Origin of the sequence: Microbacterium resistens, from assembly GCF_031456305.1 — a bacterium.
Taxonomy (GTDB): Bacteria; Actinomycetota; Actinomycetes; order Actinomycetales; family Microbacteriaceae; genus Microbacterium; species Microbacterium resistens_A.
The window spans coordinates 122376-139301 of record NZ_JAVDUM010000001.1; the positions used below are offsets into that span (position 1 = coordinate 122376).

18 protein-coding genes are annotated in these 16926 nt (G+C 71.3%); 7 read left to right on the plus strand and 11 right to left on the minus strand.

The annotated features are described in order from the left end of the window. The first annotated feature begins 7 nt into the window (after window positions 1–7). Genes J2Y69_RS00590 through J2Y69_RS00600 form a run of 3 tightly spaced genes read left to right on the plus strand, consistent with a single transcriptional unit; the run spans window position 8 to window position 2939 of the window. Window positions 8–1282, plus strand: coding sequence for a magnesium transporter MgtE N-terminal domain-containing protein (locus J2Y69_RS00590; RefSeq protein ID WP_310016537.1), 1275 nt, complete (start codon window positions 8–10; stop codon window positions 1280–1282). Next, window positions 1282–1806: a DUF1003 domain-containing protein gene (locus J2Y69_RS00595; RefSeq protein ID WP_310017005.1), complete on the plus strand. Its 525-nt coding sequence runs from the start codon at window positions 1282–1284 to the stop codon at window positions 1804–1806. Before J2Y69_RS00590 ends, J2Y69_RS00595 begins: the two co-directional genes overlap by 1 nt. Continuing rightward, a complete protein-coding gene (locus J2Y69_RS00600; RefSeq protein WP_310016538.1) occupies window positions 1803–2939 on the plus strand; it encodes an Mrp/NBP35 family ATP-binding protein in 1137 nt (378 codons plus the stop codon). Before J2Y69_RS00595 ends, J2Y69_RS00600 begins: the two co-directional genes overlap by 4 nt. Window positions 2940–3024: 85 nt before the next feature. Here the strand turns inward: J2Y69_RS00600 and J2Y69_RS00605 are convergent, their stop codons facing one another. Beyond that, a complete protein-coding gene (locus J2Y69_RS00605; protein ID WP_310016539.1) occupies window positions 3025–3432 on the minus strand; it encodes a Sec-independent protein translocase family protein in 408 nt (135 codons plus the stop codon). Window positions 3433–3540: 108 nt separating this feature from the next. Between J2Y69_RS00605 and J2Y69_RS00610 the strand changes: the two genes are divergently transcribed. After that, complete coding sequence (locus J2Y69_RS00610) at window positions 3541–4179, plus strand: O-methyltransferase (RefSeq protein WP_310016540.1); 639 nt, start codon at window positions 3541–3543, stop codon at window positions 4177–4179. An 81-nt stretch (window positions 4180–4260) separates the two neighbouring features. On the opposite strand, the gene J2Y69_RS00615 is transcribed toward J2Y69_RS00610, so the two are convergent. From J2Y69_RS00615 to dapE, 3 genes are all read right to left on the minus strand, one after another. Then, window positions 4261–4431: a DUF3117 domain-containing protein gene (locus J2Y69_RS00615; protein WP_310016541.1), complete on the minus strand. Its 171-nt coding sequence runs from the start codon at window positions 4429–4431 to the stop codon at window positions 4261–4263. Window positions 4432–4507: 76 nt separating this feature from the next. Continuing rightward, window positions 4508–5704 (minus strand): hypothetical protein, encoded by a 1197-nt coding sequence (locus tag J2Y69_RS00620; protein WP_310016542.1) that lies wholly within the window; start codon window positions 5702–5704, stop codon window positions 4508–4510. A gap of 23 nt (window positions 5705–5727) precedes the next feature. Further along, on the minus strand, window positions 5728–6807 hold the full coding sequence (gene dapE / locus J2Y69_RS00625) for a succinyl-diaminopimelate desuccinylase (protein WP_310016543.1): 1080 nt from the start codon (window positions 6805–6807) through the stop codon (window positions 5728–5730). A gap of 77 nt (window positions 6808–6884) precedes the next feature. Here dapE and dapD point away from each other — a divergent pair, with 77 nt between their 5' ends. Continuing rightward, a complete protein-coding gene (gene dapD / locus J2Y69_RS00630) occupies window positions 6885–7838 on the plus strand; it encodes a 2,3,4,5-tetrahydropyridine-2,6-dicarboxylate N-succinyltransferase (RefSeq protein WP_310016544.1) in 954 nt (317 codons plus the stop codon). Between the two features lie 214 nt (window positions 7839–8052). After that, window positions 8053–9432 (plus strand): DEAD/DEAH box helicase, encoded by a 1380-nt coding sequence (locus tag J2Y69_RS00635; RefSeq protein ID WP_310016545.1) that lies wholly within the window; start codon window positions 8053–8055, stop codon window positions 9430–9432. A gap of 213 nt (window positions 9433–9645) precedes the next feature. Here the strand turns inward: J2Y69_RS00635 and J2Y69_RS00640 are convergent, their stop codons facing one another. The 6 genes from J2Y69_RS00640 to J2Y69_RS00665 form a co-directional block, all read right to left on the minus strand. After that, complete coding sequence (locus J2Y69_RS00640) at window positions 9646–10941, minus strand: citrate synthase (RefSeq protein ID WP_310016546.1); 1296 nt, start codon at window positions 10939–10941, stop codon at window positions 9646–9648. Between the two features lie 152 nt (window positions 10942–11093). After that, window positions 11094–12206, minus strand: coding sequence for a succinyldiaminopimelate transaminase (gene dapC, locus J2Y69_RS00645; protein WP_310016547.1), 1113 nt, complete (start codon window positions 12204–12206; stop codon window positions 11094–11096). Between the two features lie 2 nt (window positions 12207–12208). Beyond that, a complete protein-coding gene (fdxA, locus tag J2Y69_RS00650; protein ID WP_310016548.1) occupies window positions 12209–12529 on the minus strand; it encodes a ferredoxin in 321 nt (106 codons plus the stop codon). A 9-nt stretch (window positions 12530–12538) separates the two neighbouring features. Beyond that, the gene (locus J2Y69_RS00655) at window positions 12539–12991 is read right to left on the minus strand and encodes a histidinol dehydrogenase (RefSeq protein WP_310016549.1); all 453 of its coding nucleotides are present in this window, start codon (window positions 12989–12991) and stop codon (window positions 12539–12541) included. Between the two features lie 75 nt (window positions 12992–13066). Beyond that, window positions 13067–13381, minus strand: coding sequence for an AzlD domain-containing protein (locus J2Y69_RS00660; RefSeq protein ID WP_310016550.1), 315 nt, complete (start codon window positions 13379–13381; stop codon window positions 13067–13069). After that, window positions 13378–14178 (minus strand): AzlC family ABC transporter permease, encoded by an 801-nt coding sequence (locus J2Y69_RS00665; RefSeq protein ID WP_396653010.1) that lies wholly within the window; start codon window positions 14176–14178, stop codon window positions 13378–13380. Before J2Y69_RS00665 ends, J2Y69_RS00660 begins: the two co-directional genes overlap by 4 nt. A 65-nt stretch (window positions 14179–14243) precedes the next feature. Between J2Y69_RS00665 and J2Y69_RS00670 the strand changes: the two genes are divergently transcribed. Further along, window positions 14244–14798 (plus strand): helix-turn-helix domain-containing protein, encoded by a 555-nt coding sequence (locus J2Y69_RS00670; protein ID WP_310016551.1) that lies wholly within the window; start codon window positions 14244–14246, stop codon window positions 14796–14798. A 150-nt stretch (window positions 14799–14948) separates the two neighbouring features. On the opposite strand, the gene typA is transcribed toward J2Y69_RS00670, so the two are convergent. Next, window positions 14949–16859 (minus strand): translational GTPase TypA, encoded by a 1911-nt coding sequence (typA, locus tag J2Y69_RS00675; protein ID WP_310016552.1) that lies wholly within the window; start codon window positions 16857–16859, stop codon window positions 14949–14951. Window positions 16860–16926 lie beyond the last annotated feature (67 nt).

Below are 16926 nucleotides of genomic sequence, written 5' to 3' on the forward strand. Positions count from 1 at the left end.
TGGAGACATGAGCACACAGCGGGTTTTCGTCGCGCGCCTGGCCGGGTGCGCCGTCTTCGACCCCGCCGGCGATCGGCTCGGCAAGGTCCGGGACGTCGTCGTCGTGTACCGAAGTACCGCGGCTCCCCGCGTGATCGGCCTGGTGTGCGAGATCCCCGGCCGCCGGCAGGTCTTCCTCTCCATCGGACGGGTCACCTCGATCAACACCGGCCAGGTCATCACCTCGGGCCTCATGAACGTCCGCCGCTTCAAGCCCCGCAACGGCGAGGTACGGGTCATGGCCGAGCTCCTCGGCCGGCGCGTCGACCTCGCCGACGGCACCGGGTCCGCGGTGATCGAGGACGTCGGGATCGAGCCCAACCGGCTCGGCGAATGGTCCGTCGGCCAACTCTTCCTCCGCAAGCCCAAGACGAGCGCCTCCCCCTTCGCGAAGGGCCCGACGACCTTCGCCGCATGGAGCGAGGTCCGCGAGCAGCGCACCCCCGGGGAGTCCCAGTCGGCGGAGCAGCTGGTGGCCAGCTTCTCCGAGCTGCGCCCGGCCGACCTCGCCAACACCCTGCTCGACCTCCCCCAGCAACGCCGCATGGAGGTCGCCGAGGAACTCCCTGACGAGCGCCTCGCCGACGCCCTGGAGGAGATGCCGGAGGACGAGCAGATGCACATCCTCGACGGCCTCGGCGACGAGCGCGCCGCCGACATCCTCGACCAGATGGAGCCGGACGACGCGGCCGACCTCCTCGCACAGCTGCCGAAGAACCGCCTGGAGCACCTCCTGGAGCTCATGGAGCCCGAGGAGGCGGAGGACGTGCGCATGCTGCTCCGCTACAGCCCAGACACCGCGGGCGGCCTGATGACGCCGGAGCCGATCGTGCTCTCCGCCGACGCGACCGTGGCCGAGGCGCTGGCCCTCATCCGCCGCCACGAGCTGCATCCGGCGCTCGCCGCATCCGTCTTCCTCACCCTCCCTCCGTTCGAGACACCGACGGGACGGCTGCTGGGCGTCGTGCACTTCCAGCGGATGCTGCGCTACCCACCGCACGAGCGGCTCGGGGCGATCGTGGACGACACCCTCGAACCCGTGCCCGTGACCGCCTCCGCGCAGGAGGTCGCGCGCATGCTCGCCAGCTACGACCTCGTCTCCCTGCCCGTGGTCGATCAGGCGCACCGCCTGGTCGGCGCGGTGAGCGTGGACGACGTCCTCGACTACCTCCTCCCGGAGGACTGGCGCTCGCACGACACGGACGATGAGCACCACGTCCCCGTCACGGGGGCGACCGGATGATGGCGCGGGGCGGTTCCGGTCTGGACGCACCTCGCAGCGGCGGCTCCGTGCGTCCGCGTCCGCAGACCTCGCGGGACCGCTTCGGGCGGTTCACGGAGTGGGTGGCGCGCGCCATGGGAACGCCGATGTTCCTCCTGCTCCTGACGCTGTTCTGCGCGGCCTGGCTCGCGTGGAACACGCTCCTGCCGGAGAGCCTGCGCTTCGACGCCGCGGCCAACGGCTTCACCGCACTGACCCTCATGCTCTCGCTGCAGGCCTCCTATGCCGCGCCCCTCATCCTGCTCGCCCAGAACCGGCAGGACGACCGCGACCGCGTGCAGATCGAGCAGGATCGGCAGCGTGCCGAGCGCAATCTCGCCGACACCGAGTACCTCGCCAGGGAGATCGTGGCGCTGCGCATGGCGCTGGAGGACCGCACGGCGCAGCCCGTGACCCGCGACGTCCTGCGCCACGAGCTGAAGTCGCTGCTCGCGGAGCTGCGCGAAGAGGACGAGGAGCAGACGGAGCCGGGGCGGAACGCATGACCGGCCTCGCCGAGGAGGTCCGCCGCGCGGTCGGCGCGGTCATGGATCCCGAGCTCCGCCGACCCCTCGCGGATCTCGACATGCTCCGCGAGATCGACGTCGCGGACGGCCTGGCCACGGTCGGCATCGCGCTCACGATCGTCGGCTGCCCCGCCGCCCAGCGGATCGAGACGGAGGTGCGGGAGGCCGCCGCCTCCGTCACCGGCGTCTCGGCGGTCGAGGTCCTGGTGGGCGTCATGACGCCGGCGGAGCGGCGCGCGCTCACCGAGCGCCTGCGCGAAGGCCGTCCGGCCCGGCAGATGCCGTTCGGGCCGGACTCCCTGACCCGGGTCATCGCGGTCACCAGCGGCAAGGGCGGCGTCGGCAAGTCCTCGATCACCGCGAACCTCGCGGTCGCCCTGGCCGCTCGCGGACGGCGCGTCGGCCTCATCGACGCCGACGTCCACGGCTTCTCCATCCCGGCGCTCCTCGGCATGGCCCGGAACGGCGCCGTCCCGCAGCCGACCAGGATCGACGACCTCATGCTGCCGCCGATCGCCCACGACGTGAAGGCGATCTCGATCGGCATGTTCCTCCGTGACGGGGAGTCCGTGGTCGCGTGGCGCGGCCCGATGCTGCACCGGACGATCCAGCAGTTCCTCACCGACGTGTTCTTCGGCGATCTCGACATCCTGCTCATCGACATGCCCCCCGGCACGGGCGACATCGCCATCTCCCTCGGCCAGCTGCTCCCGCACGCCGAGGTGCTGGTGGTCACGACCCCGCAGGACGCGGCGGCCGACGTGGCGATCCGCAGCGGGCTCGTCGCCCGTCAGACCGGGCAGCGCATCATCGGCGTCGTCGAGAACATGACGGCGATGACCCTGCCGGACGGCACCGTTCTCGACCTCTTCGGCTCCGGGGGCGGCGCGGCCGTCGCCGCGGCGCTGTCCGCCCAGGGCGACCCCGTCGCCGTCCTCGCGTCGGTCCCGCTCAGCACCTCGCTCCGCACGGGGGGCGACGCGGGGACCCCCGTCGTCCTCGCCGCCCCGGAGGATCCCGCCACGCAGGCGATCGAGGCGCTCGCCGACGCGGTGGAGAACCGCGGCCGGAACCTCTCCGGCCGATCGCTGCCGTTCTCCCCGCGCGCCTGACCGGCCCGCGGGGAGAGCACGCCGCCGACGCCGGAGAGGAGCACGGCGACGAGGATCGATGCGCGCCCCTTGGACGCGCCCCGCCTTACGTGGCTTCGAGGTCGAAGGGCGGCGGCTCGCTCGCGGAGAACACTCGTGGCGGCGTCGCGCTCGTCGCCGCGACCGTGCTCGTCGCCGCGACGGCGCCGACACCTGCCGCGGTCCCCGCACCCGCGATGGCCGCAGGGGCCGGCGGGGTGTCGTCCATGAGCGCGTCACGGATGATGCGCCGCGGGTCGTACTGACGCGGGTCGAGCTTGCGCCAGTCGAGGTCGTTGATCTCCGGCCCCACCTCTTCCCGGACCTTGTCCTTGGCGCCGCGCATGTACTCGCCTGCGCGCCTCACGAACTGGGAGAAGGTCGCCGCGTACTTCGGCAGCCGCTCGGGGCCGATGAGAAGCCCGGCGATCACGCCGATGAGAAGAATCTTCTCGAAGGTCAAGCCGAAGAACATGTGACTAGGTTACCGCCGCGCCTGTCTCCTGGGTACTCATCCAGCATCTACGCTGGAAACGCCCAGGCCCGGAGCATTTCCGCGGAGCCGGCCAGGGCGGAGAGGGCCATGAGCGAGCAGGATGCCAACGCACGCTACGTGCGCGAGGCGATCGTCGAGCCGGATGCCATCGTGCGCGCCCGGGTGCACGCGATGGAGCTGGGTGCCGCGCCGATCAGCGCGGCCGTCGGCGCGCAGTGCGCGGTGATCGCGGCGGCGACCGGAGCACGTTCCATCGTCGAGATCGGCACCGGCGCCGGCGTCTCCGGGCTCTGGCTGCTCCGCGGGGCGCCGAAAGCGGTGCTCACCTCGATCGACAACGAGCCCGAGCACCTGGCCGCGGCCCGTTCCGCGTTCCACGACGCCCGCATCGCGCCGACCCGCGCCCGCTTCATCGCCGGCCGTGCCGCCGATGTGCTCCCGCGCATGAACGAGGCGGCATACGACGTCGTGCTCGTCGACGCCGATCCGGAGAACGTCATCGAGTACGTCGAGCACGGCCTCCGTCTCGTGCGCTCCGGCGGCACCGTGCTCATCCCCCGCGTGCTGGCGGGCGGGCGCGTCGCCGATCCGGTCCAGCGTGACGCGGTGGCCGTCGCCTACCGCTCCCTCATCCAGGAGACGCAGCAGTCGCCGGCCGTGCTCGCGGCGCTCTCGACCGCGGGCGAAGGACTCCTCCAGCTCACGAGCGTGTCCGCCCAGGACTGAGCGGACACGAACCCCAGAGCGGGCACACGAGAGGGGCGGCCGTTCTCCGGAACGGCCGCCCCTCTCGTGTGGTTGATGGGCTCAGGTGCTGACGACGCCTGCGAGCACGTCGTGAAGCTCCTTCGCCTCGGCGTCGTTGACGGAGACGACCAAACGGCCGCCGCCCTCGAGCGGAACCCGGACGATGATGAGGCGCCCCTCCTTAACGGCCTCCATGGGTCCGTCGCCGGTCCTCGGCTTCATCGCTGCCATCGCGGTGCTCCCTTTCCTCGGTGGTCTACAGGAGCATTCTATCGGGTCGCCCGCCCGCGATCGGCGTCATGACGGTTCACGGCACGCGCCAGAAGGTGTTCCCCATCGCGAAGACGTTGAAGATCCACAGCCACTGCAACGCCAGACAGACCACCAGGACGCCCCATCGGTAGAGGCGGGACCGCGGGATCGCCACCGCGCCCCAGAGCGGCGCGAGCGGGAAGAGCAGACGCAGGGTGCTCGACTGCGGGAAGAAGACCGCCAGGAGGTAGAGCAGGTAGCTCGCGCTCCAGAGCCGGATCTCGGGTCCCAGCCTCTTCACCCGCGGCCCGAACAGGAGCATCGCCGCGGCGGCTGCCACCAGGAGCACGAGCACCACGATGCCCACCCAGCCCGGGAGCCCCCAGATCCGGAACCACATCTGCGCGGCGGTGACCCATCCCTCGAACGGGAAGAAGCCGTGCGCCTCCTCCTTCGTCCAGTTCTTGCGCCAGGAGAGCTCGGTCGTGAGATACGCGTCGTGCTCGCCGGTGACGATTCCGGCGATGATCTGCCAGGAGAAGCCGACGATCGTCCCGAGCGCGCCGAGGGCGAGGAAGTGGGCGATCTCCCGTCCGCCGAGCGGGTCGGTACGCCGACGCCACCAGCGCATGACCAGCACGAGGCCGAGCAGCAGGGCGAAGGCCAGGACGCCTGGCCGGGTGAACCCCATGAGCGGGATGAGCACGTACAGCCGGACGTAGCGTCGGCGTATCAGTCCATCGAGCGCGAGGAGGAGGAAGAGCAGGCACAGCACCTCGGCGTAGCCGACCTGGAAGAGAGCGCCCAGGGGTCCCGCGGCGAGGAAGACCGTCGACCAGATCGCGGCCGTCCGGCCGATCCGTCGCGACATCATCCGGTACATCACCAGGCAGGCGAAGTATCCCGCGACGAGGGACACGATCAGCGCGCCGGCGCCCCAGCTCCCGAAGGGCAGGCCCACCAGCTGGGCAAGCTTCGGATAGAGCGGCATGAACGCCCAGGAGTTCTCGGTCACCGCGCCTTCCGGCGTGACCGGGAGCTGGGTCGGATAGTTGTGGACCGCGATGTACCAGTACCACTGCGCATCCCAGGCGAGGACGAAGTCTCCGATGCCCGCGTGCGCGCCGAACCGCGAGGCGGGACCGGACATCACGGCGGCGAGCCCGAGCATCCCGGTCGTGAGGAGACGGGCGACGAGATAGATGGCGAGCACGCCGACGCTCGCCGGCATCCGGACGAACAGTCGCGTCACGGACCGGCGACCTGCACTCATCCTCACGCTCCCGAACCGCCGAGCCAGGAACGCAGTCCCTGCTCGACCGCGACGATCTGCGCGATCGGCACGCGCTCCTCGTCATGGTGCGCGAGGTGGGGATCGCCAGGGCCATAGTTGACGGCGGGGATCCCGAGCTCGGAGAAGCGGGCGACGTCCGTCCAGCCGTACTTCGGCATGGGCGTGGCGCCGACCGCGGCGACGAACCGCTGCGCGATCGGGGCGTCCAGGCCCGGGCGGGCGCCCTCCGAGGAGTCGGTGACCTCCACCGGGAAGCCCGCGAAGACGCTCCGCACGTGCGCGGCCGCCTCCTCGGCGGTCTTGCTCGGCGCGAAGCGGTAGTTGACCTCTACCTCGCAGACGTCCGGGATGACGTTGCCCGCGACGCCGCCGCTGATCCGGACGGCGTTGAGCCCCTCGCGGTAGACGAGCCCCTCGACCGAGACGTCCCTGGGGCGGTACTCCGCGAGCCGCGCGAGAATGGGGGCCGCCCGGTGGATCGCGTTCTCGCCGACCCAGGCCCGTGCGCTGTGCGCCCTGACGCCCTCGGTCCGCACGACGGCACGGAGCGTACCGTTGCAGCCGCCCTCGACCTGGCCGTCGCTCGGCTCGCCGAGGATGGCGAAGTCACCGGCGAAGAGATCCGGGCGGCTGGCGGCCAGGAGCGCGAGCCCGTTGCGGGAGGCCTCGACCTCCTCGTTGTCGTACCACATCCAGGTCACGTCGGCCGAGGGCGCGACGAGCTCGGCGGCGAGCTTCAGCTGCACCGCGACACCGGCCTTCATGTCCACGGTGCCGCGCCCCCAGAGGACGGGCACGCCGTCGACCTCGGTCTCGCGCACCGGCACGTTGCCGTTGAGCGGGACCGTGTCGATGTGCCCGGCGATCACCACACGCTGCGCGCGTCCGAGGTTCGTGCGCGCGACGACGGTGTTCCCGTGGCGGATGACCTCCAGGTGCGGGAACGCAGAGACGGCCTGCTCGATCAGGTCGGCGAGCACGCCTTCCTCACCGGATACGCTCGGGATGTCGCATATCGTGCGGGTGAGATCGACGGAGGACATGGTCAGATCGAGCGCCATGGACCCAGCCTAGTGCGAGCCTCCGAAGGCCCCGTCCGGGCGGGAGTTCGGCGCCGTCCTTCGCTACCGTAGAGGGCATGAGCGACGCGCGCACCATCTCCGGTTCCGGCCTGTCCACCATCGCCGCGGACGGGACGGTCCTCGACGCCTGGTTCCCGGAGGTCGGTACGGGGATCCCCTCAGCCGGCGACGCCGTGGCCTCCGCCGCGACCTGGGAGGCGCTGGCCGGCCCCGATGAGGACCGAGGGGTCGAGCTGGAGCTCGTGCAGCTGACGATCGACCTCGACGAGGCACCGTCCTCCACCCCCGACGCGTACTTGCGCCTGCACGCGCTCTCCCGGCTCCTCGTGCGCCCCAACGAGCTCAACCTGGACGGGATCTTCGCGCACCTGCCGAACGTGGCCTGGACGACGGCCGGCCCCATGCTCCCGGCCGAGGCCGCGCGCCTTCGTCCGCTGCTCCAGCGGGCCGGGATCCAGATCCAGGCCGTGGACAAGTTCCCGCGCCTCACCGACTACGTCCTGCCCGAGGGCGTGCGGATCGCCGACGCCTCACGCGTGCGTCTCGGCGCGCACCTCTCCCCCGGGACGACGGTGATGCACGAGGGCTTCGTGAACTTCAACGCCGGGACACTCGGCGCTTCGATGGTCGAGGGCCGGATCTCCCAGGGCGTCGTCGTCGGCGACGGCAGCGACATCGGCGGAGGGGCCTCCATCATGGGCACGCTCTCCGGCGGCGGCAATCACCGCGTCTCGATCGGCGCACGGACGCTCCTCGGCGCGAACGCGGGGATCGGGATCTCCCTGGGCGACGACTGCGTCGTCGAGGCCGGCCTGTACGTGACCGCCGGGACGAAGGTCGTCCTCGTCGGCGAGGCGCCGGGCGCCGACGGCCGCGCGCGGACGGTGAAGGCCGCGGAGCTCTCCGGCCGGGACGGACTGCTCTTCCGCCGCAACTCCGTGTCGGGCGCGGTCGAGGCCGCCGCCCGTGCCGGGGTCGGGGTGACCCTCAACGAGGCGCTGCACGCCTGACCCGGGTACGCAGGGTAGGATAGGGAGGCTGCCCGGTCCGACCGGGTTGCTGCGTCGTCGTCACGGGGTCTCTGCGGACCGAAGCGAGCCTGACCGGCTCTCCACCAGCACGAGCTGGCCTTTCGAACGGCGAACCGATGCGCACCGACCGTTTTCGTGCGCCGTCGCCATCCGTCCCTACCGCGCATCGACCATGCGCCTCTGGAGTACCCATATGCCTTCCTTCCTCGATCTCGGCGTGCCCGCGCCGCTCGCGACCGTGCTCGCCGAGTCCGGCAAGTCCGAACCGTTCCCGATCCAGCGCGACACCCTTCCCGACTCCCTCGCCGGCCGCGACCTCCTCGGCCGCGGCCGCACGGGCAGCGGTAAGACCATCGCCTTCGCCATTCCGCTCGTCGCCCGTCTGACGGGCCAGAAGGCGCGCCCCGGCCACCCCCGTGGACTCGTGCTCGCCCCCACGCGGGAGCTCGCCAGCCAGATCGCCGCGGTGATCGCTCCGCTCGCGCAGGTCGCCGGACTCCGCGTGACCACCGTCTTCGGCGGCGTGAGCCAGCGCCCCCAGGAGGACGCCCTCCGTCGCGGCGTCGACATCGTCGTGGCCTGCCCCGGCCGCCTGGAGGACCTCATGAAGCAGGGCGTCGTTCACCTCGACGCCGTCGCGGTCACCGTCCTCGATGAGGCCGACCACATGGCCGACCTCGGGTTCCTCCCCGGCGTCACCCGCATCCTCTCCGCCACCCCCTCCGGTGGGCAGCGTCTGCTCTTCAGCGCGACGCTCGACGGCGGAATCGACGTGCTCGCGCGCCGCTTCCTATCCCGCCCCGTCAGCCACGAGGTCGACGAGGCCAGCGTGCCCGTCGGCGACATGACGCACCGGGTGCTCGAGATCGCCGACGCGGACGGCAAGAAGGACCTCGTGAACGCGCTCGCGTCCGGGACCGGACGGCGGATCCTCTTCACGCGGACCAAGCACCAGGCCAAGAAGCTCGCCAAGCAGCTCACCGCCTCGGGCATCCCCGCCGTCGACCTGCACGGGAACCTCTCCCAGGGCGCGCGCGAGCGGAACCTGGCCGCGTTCTCCGGCGACCCGGCGGACGGGGGCGTGCGCGTCCTCGTGGCCACCGACGTCGCGGCGCGCGGCGTGCACGTGGACGGCGTCGACCTCGTCGTGCACGTCGACCCTCCCGCCGAGCACAAGGCCTACCTGCACCGTTCTGGGCGCACCGCCCGCGCCGGTGCCGCGGGCACCGTCGTCACGGTCCTCCTCCCCGAGCAGCGCCGTGACGTCAAGGATCTGCTGCGCAAGGCGCGGATCACCGTCGGCATCGAGCAGGTCTCCGCCGACGCCCGTGCCGTGCAGGATCTCGTGGGCGAGCGGGCGGCATTCGTCCGGCCTGCACCCCCGCAGGCTCCGGCCACCCGCCCCGCGGCGAAGAAGAAGCCCTCCTCCGCACCGCGCTCCGCCGAGGGCGGCCGCAGGTCGGCTCCCGGCGCAGGGAACGGTGCGCCCGCGTCCGCCGGCGGCGCGAACCGTCGCCGTCGCCGGCCCCGTTCCGGCCAGGGCGCCCAGGGCGCCGGCCGCCCCCGGGGCTGACCCGGGCTCTGCCGGCCCGGCCCCGCTGGCCCGGGCCGTTCCGCTCCACCTCCCCCGCTTGGCGGGTGATTCCCCGTCTGGCGGGCTCCCTCGGCCCGAAGCTCCCGCCAGGCGGGGAATCCTCATGCATCCGGAAAGCCGGGCAGGCGCCCGGATACGCAGAAACGCTCGCACCGAGGTGCGAGCGTTTCTGCGTTCGGGGCAGGGCGCGGATCAGCCCCGCGGGAAGTCGCGGCTCGCCGAGCCCGTGTACAGCTGCTGCGGGCGGCCGATCTTGGTCTGCGGGTCATCCTGAAGCTCGCGCCACTGGGCGAGCCAGCCGGGGAGTCGGCCGATCGCGAACAGCACCGTGAACATCCGGGGCGGGAAGCCCATGGCCTTGTAGATGACGCCGGTGTAGAAGTCGACGTTCGGGTAGAGGCGCCGTTCCTTGAAGTAGTCGTCGGCGAGGGCGATCTCCTCGAGCTCCTTGCCCAGGTCCAGGAGCGGATCGGTCACGCCGAGCTCGGAGAGCACCTCGTCGGCCGCCTCCTTGACGAGCTTGGCGCGCGGGTCGTAGTTCTTGTAGACCCGGTGGCCGAAGCCCATGAGCTTGACGCCCTCCTCCTTGTTCTTCACCCGCTCGACGAAGCGCTGCACGCTCTGGCCGGACTCGCGGATCTGGCCGAGCATCGTCAGCACCGCCTCGTTCGCGCCGCCGTGGAGGGGGCCGGAGAGCGCCTGGATGCCGGCGGAGATGGAGGCGAACTGATTGGCGCCCGTCGATCCCACCAGACGCACCGTGGAGGTCGAGGCGTTCTGCTCGTGGTCCTCGTGCAGGATGAGCAGCAGCTCGAGCGCCTTCGACATCACCGGGTTCAGCTCGTACGGCTCGCTCATGACGCCGAAGTTGAGCTTGAGGAAGTTGTCGACGAAGCTCAGCGAGTTGTCCGGATAGAGGAAGGCCTGACCGATGCTCTTCTTGTGGGCGTAGGCCGCGATGACCGGCAGCTTCGCCAGCATCCGCACCGTGTTGAGCTCGACGTGCTCCGGGTTGTGCGGGTCGGACTCGTTCTCGTAGTACGTGGACAGCGCCGCGACCGCGGACGACAGCACCGACATCGGGTGGGCCGTGTGCGGGAGAGCGGAGAAGAAGTGCTTGAGGTCCTCGTGCAGCAGCGTGTGCCGGCGGATCCGCTCATCGAAGTCGGCGAGCTCGGCGGGGGTGGGCAGCTCGCCGTAGATGAGCAGCCATGCCACCTCGAGGTAGGTGCAGTTCTTGGCGATCTGATCGATCGGATAGCCGCGGTAGCGCAGGATCCCCTGGTCGCCGTCGATGAAGGTGATCGCGGACTTGGTCGACGCGGTGTTCACGTAACCGTAGTCGAGAGCCGTATGGCCGGTCTGCCGCATCAGGGTGGAGAAGTCGATGCTGTCGTGCCCCTCGGTGCCCCGCAGGACGGGGAACTCGGCAGCCTTCTCGCCGATGGTCAGAGTCGCCTTCGTGGGCCGATCTCCCGCTGCGCTCACGCGGACCTCCTTGCAGGTTGTTCGTCGAGGGCGATGTCCGGCGCGGACGCCGAGGCCGGGTCGGCCGGATCGCCATTACAGCCTAGTCGGCACGCGCGCCTACTGTGACATCCGCTAAGAGATGCGCAGTTCCATCGTGCGAAGCTACAGACTCAGCGCGAGGACGCCCGCAGCCGTTCCGCGCCCTGCGCCACGCGCTCGGTCGGCGCCGTGAGCGACAGCCGCACGTGCTCCTCGGAGAAGTCCCCGTAGAAGGGTCCGGGGCCCGCGAGGATGCCCAGATCCGCGAGCCGCCCGAGGGATTCCCAGGCGTCGCGCCCCTCGGTCGCCCACAGGTAGAGCCCCGCCTCGGAGCCGTCGACCCGGAAGCCCGCCTCGCGGACGGCGGGGAGGAGGAGGGCGCGGCGCTCCCGGTACAGCTCCTTCTGGGCCGCGACGTGCGCGTCGTCGCCCAGGGCGACGGCCATCGCGTGCTGGACGGGCGCCGGCGGCATCAGGCCGAGGTGCTTGCGCGCCGTGAGGATCCTCCCGACCACCTGCGCGCAGCCGGCGACGAACGCCGCGCGGTAGCCGGCGAGGTTGGACTGCTTGCTCAGCGAGTAGACGCTCAGCAGGTTCGAGCGCGTCCCGCCCGTGACCCGCGGATCGAGCACGGAGGGGACCGGCTCGGTCGCCCACGGCCCCTCCCAGCCGAGCTCGGCGTAGCACTCGTCGCTGGCGAGCACCGCTCCCAGCTCCCGCGCACGGCGCACGGCGGCGGCCAGCTCGTCCGTCGTCCAGGTGCGACCGTCGGGGTTGCCCGGGGTGTTGATCCAGATCAGCCTGGTGCCATCGGGCCATTCGGCCGGGTCGTCCGCCGGCACCGGCGTCGCGCCGACGACGCGGGCGCCCACCTCGTAGGTCGGGTAGGCCACGCGGGGGTGGACCACGATGTCGCCCGGTCCCAGGCCGAGGAGGGTCGGGAGCAGGGCCACGAGCTCCTTGGAGCCGATCGTGGGCAGGACGTTGTCGGGACGCAGGTCCGGGACGCCCCGCCGCCGGGCGTACCAGTCGACGATCGCCTCGCGGAGGGCCGGTGTGCCAACGGTCTGCGGATAGGAGTGCGCATCCGTGGCCTCGGTGAGCGCCCGCCGCACGACCTCGGGGGTCGGATCGACCGGGGAGCCGATGGAGAGGTCTACGATCCCGCCGGGATGCAGCGCTGCGCGCTCGCGGTACGGGGTGACGGCGTCCCAGGGGTAGTCGGCGAGATCGCGGACGCTCATGCCTATTCCCCCTGCGGGGGAAGGGCCTTGATGACCGGGTGGTCGTGGTGGATCACGCCGACCTTGGCGGCGCCGCCGGGGGAGCCGATCTCTTCGAAGAACTCGACGTTGGCCTTGTAGTAGTCCTGCCATTCGTCGGGGAGGTCGTCTTCGTAGTAGATGGCCTCGACGGGGCAGACGGGCTCGCAGGCGCCGCAGTCGACGCATTCGTCGGGGTGGATGTAGAGCGAGCGCTCACCCTCGTAGATGCAGTCCACGGGGCACTCATCGATGCAGGCACGATCCTTCACATCGACACACGGAAGAGCGATCACATACGTCACCTCTTCAGTCTACGTCCCGGTGATCGAGGTCGGCGGCGCGACGGGGCCGTCCGCGGGGGCGGCCGACGTCGCGGCCGGTGTCGCGGACGCCGGACCCGAGGTCCGCAGACGCGACAGGTCGGGCCAGGCGATGACGAGGAGGACGATGCCGGCGACGAGGTAGCCCCACACGCGTCCGAGGAGGCCGTCCGGGACGAGGACCGATCCGCCGGGGCCGCGTCCCGACAGGACCAGGACGGCCGCGATCATGCCGAGGCCCGCCGTGAGGGTCGCCCAGCGATCGTGCGTCAGCGTCCGCACCGCCACCAGGAGCGCCGCGCAGGAGATCGCGCCGACGATCATCCCGACCGGGACGGGACCCATCACCGAAGCGTGGCCGATGGTCGTCGCGATCCCGTAGACGGCGCCGACGATCAGCGTCCCCACCCACGACAGCACACGGGAGATCCTGGATTCACGCACGCCCCGAGCCTATCCGCGCCTGCTGTGAGCGACCTCCGGCCGGCCGACGATCCTGACCGACGGGTCCTCTGCCGGTCAGGTCGCCCAGCCGAGGAGTCGCAGCAGGGCAGCGACGGCGGCGGCCGCGATCACGACCACGAGGAACGACTGCCGAAGCCAGAGGAGGCCCGCGGCGACGAGGATCGCGGGCACCCTGGCATCGACCAGGACCGCGGTGCCCGCCGCGAGCGTCTGCACCGCGGTGAGCGCGGCGAGCAGCGCGACCGTCAGCAGGTCGGAGATGCGCGCGGGACGAGGCGCCTCCAGCACGGACGGCGGCACGAGGTAGCCGACGGCCTTGAGCCCGACGCAGACGATCGCGGCCAGGAGCACCGCGTTCCACAGGGTCATCGCGCCTCCTCCCCGGCCTCTGCCCGATCGCCGCGCGGGGTCACGAGTGCGCTGCCGGCCGTCCGCCCCGCCGGGGCGAACCAGTTGAACCAGCCGACGAGGACGGCGACGAGGGCCGCGATCAGCACCGGCATCCCCGGCATCAGCACCGGGGTGAGGGCGGTCGCGACGACCGCCGCGGCGATGCCGACCACGATCGCCTGGCGCTGCCTCAGCCGCGGCCAGAGCAGGGCCAGGAACGCCGCCGCGGCCGCCGCGTCCAGCCCGTACGCCTTCGGATCTCCGAGCACGTCGCCCAGGAGCGCGCCGAGGAGCGTGCTGAGGTTCCACCCGGCGTAGATGCCGAGCCCGGTCACCCAGAAGCCGACCGTGCGCGCCCGGGAGGAGGTCTGGGCGAGCGAGACCGCCGTCGACTCGTCGATCGTCACGTACGAGGCGGCGAGCCGCTTCCAGAAGCCGCGGCCGATCACCGGCGACATCCGGATGCCGTACGCGATGTTGCGGACCCCGAGGAGCGCCGCCGAGGCGATGGCGGCGGGCAGCGCCGCCATCCCGCCGGCCGCGATCACCCCGACGAAGGCGAACTGCGAGCCGCCCGTGAACATCACCAGGCTCAGCAGGCAGGTCTGCCAGATGTCCAGACCCGAGGCGACCGCGAGGGCGCCGAAGGAGATCCCGTAGGCGCTGGTCGCGATCGCGACGCCGATCCCCTCCCGCCGGGCGGCACGGACCTCGTCGTCCTCGGCGGACCGCCCCGGTGCCGGCGCATCCCCGGCTGTTCGCTTCGTCGAACGCACGTCCACCATTCTGAACGTTCTGAATATGATCGTCAAGGCGAACGTTCGTTTGAGATACTGAACACATGGACCTTCGCGAACGCATCGCCCGCGCCCTCCGCCGCGAGCGCGAGTCCGCCGGCATCTCCGTGTCCGAGCTCGCCCGACGCGCCGGGGTCTCCAAGGCCACCGTGTCCCAGCTGGAGAGCGGCTCGGGGAATCCGAGCGTGGAGACCCTCTGGGCGCTCGGCGACGCGCTGGGCATCCCGTTCGCCGATCTGGTGGACCGTCCGGCGACCGAGCCGACCCTGATCCGCGCCCGCGATCTCGGCCAGGCCCCCCGCGTCCCCTCGTCCGCCGCGCCCTACAGCGCGACCCTGCTGTCGGCCTGCCCTCCCTCCGCACGCCGGGACCTCTACCTCATCCAGGCCGACCCCGGCGAGCCCCGCCGGTCCCTCCCCCATCACCCGGGGACCACCGAGCACGTCATCCTCATCTCGGGAGCCGCCCTCATCGGCCCCGCCGAGGCGCCGGAGGCGCTGACGCCCGGCGACTACATCAGCTATCGCGGCGACGCACCGCACATCTTCGAGGCGACGGTCACCGGCACCGCGGCCGTCCTCATCTCCGAGCTGCGCTGAGAGTCCGCCGACCGCACCGCCCGCCGATCACGCCGTCTCCTCCGCCCGGATCTCCCCGCCCGGACCTCCCGGGGACACCCCCGCCCGGATCTCCCGCGGGACGACGAAGGCCCGCCTCCGCAGGGAGACGGGCCTTCGCGAGCGAGCGGATCAGGCGTTCGCGTCCTGGCGCTTCAGGCGCGCGGTCTCGCGGGCGCGGATCGTCTGGTCGAGGACCACCTTGCGGATGCGGACGATCTCCGGCGTCACCTCGACGCATTCGTCGTCACGGGCGAACTCCAGGCTCTCCTCCAGGGAGAGCTGGCGCGGCGGCGTCATCGACTCGAACGTGTCGGCCGTGGCCGAGCGCATGTTGGTGAGCTTCTTCTCCTTGGTGATGTTCACGTCCATGTCGTCGTTGCGGGAGTTCTCACCGATCACCATGCCCTCGTACACCTCCTGCGTGGGCTGGACGAAGAACGACATGCGCTCCTGCAGGGCGATGATCGCGAAGGGGGTGACGACGCCGGAGCGGTCGGCCACGATCGAGCCGTTCTGCCGGGTGACGATGTGTCCGGCCCAGGGCTCGTAGCCGTGGGAGATCGCGTTGGCGATCCCGGTGCCGCGCGTGGTGGTGAGGAACTCGGTGCGGAAGCCGATCAGGCCGCGGGACGGCACGACGAACTCCATCCGCACCCAGCCGGTCCCGTGGTTGGTCATGCCCTCCATGCGGCCCTTGCGGGCGGCGAGGAGCTGCGTGATCGCGCCGAGGTACTCCTCCGGAGCATCGATCGTGAGGTGCTCGAACGGCTCGTGGGTCTTGCCGTCGACCTTCTTCGTGACCACCTGGGGCTTGCCGACCGTGAGCTCGAAGCCCTCGCGGCGCATGTTCTCGACGAGGATCGCGAGGGCCAGCTCGCCGCGGCCCTGCACCTCCCATGCGTCGGGCCGGCCGACCTCGACGACCTTGAGCGACACGTTTCCGATCAGCTCGCGGTCCAGGCGGTCCTTCACCATGCGCGCGGTGAGCTTGTGCCCCTTGACCTTGCCGACCAGCGGCGACGTGTTCGTGCCGATGGTCATCGAGATCGCCGGGTCGTCGACGTGGATCGCGGGGAGCGGGCGGACGTCGTCCGGGTCGGCGATGGTCTCGCCGATCGTGATGTTCTCGAATCCGGCGATGGCGACGATGTCGCCGGGGCCCGCGCTCTCGGCGGGGTAGCGCTCCAGCGCACGGGTCTTCAGCAGCTCGGTGATGCGTGCGTTGGCGTGGCTGCCGTCGTGGCGCACCCAGGCGACGGTCTGGCCCTTCTTCAGGGTGCCGTTGAAGACGCGGAGGAGCGCGAGGCGCCCGAGGAACGGGCTGGAGTCGAGGTTCGTGACCCACGCCTGCAGCGGCGCCTCATCGTCGTAGGCGGGGGCGGGGACGTGCTGGAGGATCGCCTCGAACAGCGGCTCGAGATCGTCGTTGTCCGGCAGTGCGCCGTTCGCCGGGCGGTTGCGCGACGCCGCGCCCGCACGCCCGGAGGCGTAGACCACCGGCACGTCCAGCAGCGCGTCCACGTCGAGGTCGGGAACGTCGTCCACGAGGTCGGACGCCAGGCCCAGGAGCAGGTCGTGCGCCTCCTCCTCGACCTCCGCGATGCGGGCGTCGGGGCGGTCGGTCTTGTTGACCAGGAGGATGACGGGGAGCTTCGCCTCGAGCGCCTTGCGCAGCACGAAGCGGGTCTGCGGCAGCGGGCCCTCGCTCGCGTCCACGAGGAGCACGACGCCATCGACCATCGATAGGCCGCGCTCGACCTCGCCGCCGAAGTCGGCGTGCCCCGGGGTGTCGATCACGTTGATCGTCACGGGGACGTCGGTGTGCGCGCCGTTGTAGGTGATCGCCGTGTTCTTGGCGAGGATCGTGATGCCCTTCTCACGCTCCAGGTCGTTGGAGTCCATGGCGCGCTCCTCGACGTGAGCATGCTCGCCGAACGACCCCGTCTGGCGGAGCATCGCGTCCACCAGCGTGGTCTTGCCGTGATCGACGTGGGCGACGATTGCGACGTTGCGGAGGTCAGTGCGAAGGGCGTGCGCCATGCAGGTGTCCTAAAGATGCGAGTGGGATGCGCCGGGAATCCGACGTTCCAGGATAACGCACCGGAAC

Coding starts and splice junctions, on each gene's coding strand:
- dapE (WP_310016543.1), bottom strand. CDS start 6,807: ATGGCGCTCGATCTGACCATGTCCTCCGTCGATCTCACCCGCACGATA.
- dapD (WP_310016544.1), top strand. CDS start 6,885: ATGAGCGACGCGCGCACCATCTCCGGTTCCGGCCTGTCCACCATCGCC.
- J2Y69_RS00595 (WP_310017005.1), top strand. CDS start 1,282: ATGGCGCGGGGCGGTTCCGGTCTGGACGCACCTCGCAGCGGCGGCTCC.
- J2Y69_RS00600 (WP_310016538.1), top strand. CDS start 1,803: ATGACCGGCCTCGCCGAGGAGGTCCGCCGCGCGGTCGGCGCGGTCATG.
- J2Y69_RS00670 (WP_310016551.1), top strand. CDS start 14,244: ATGGACCTTCGCGAACGCATCGCCCGCGCCCTCCGCCGCGAGCGCGAG.
- typA (WP_310016552.1), bottom strand. CDS start 16,859: ATGGCGCACGCCCTTCGCACTGACCTCCGCAACGTCGCAATCGTCGCC.
- J2Y69_RS00635 (WP_310016545.1), top strand. CDS start 8,053: ATGCCTTCCTTCCTCGATCTCGGCGTGCCCGCGCCGCTCGCGACCGTG.
- dapC (WP_310016547.1), bottom strand. CDS start 12,206: ATGAGCGTCCGCGATCTCGCCGACTACCCCTGGGACGCCGTCACCCCG.
- J2Y69_RS00615 (WP_310016541.1), bottom strand. CDS start 4,431: ATGGCAGCGATGAAGCCGAGGACCGGCGACGGACCCATGGAGGCCGTT.
- J2Y69_RS00610 (WP_310016540.1), top strand. CDS start 3,541: ATGAGCGAGCAGGATGCCAACGCACGCTACGTGCGCGAGGCGATCGTC.
- J2Y69_RS00605 (WP_310016539.1), bottom strand. CDS start 3,432: ATGTTCTTCGGCTTGACCTTCGAGAAGATTCTTCTCATCGGCGTGATC.
- J2Y69_RS00590 (WP_310016537.1), top strand. CDS start 8: ATGAGCACACAGCGGGTTTTCGTCGCGCGCCTGGCCGGGTGCGCCGTC.
- J2Y69_RS00660 (WP_310016550.1), bottom strand. CDS start 13,381: ATGACCCTGTGGAACGCGGTGCTCCTGGCCGCGATCGTCTGCGTCGGG.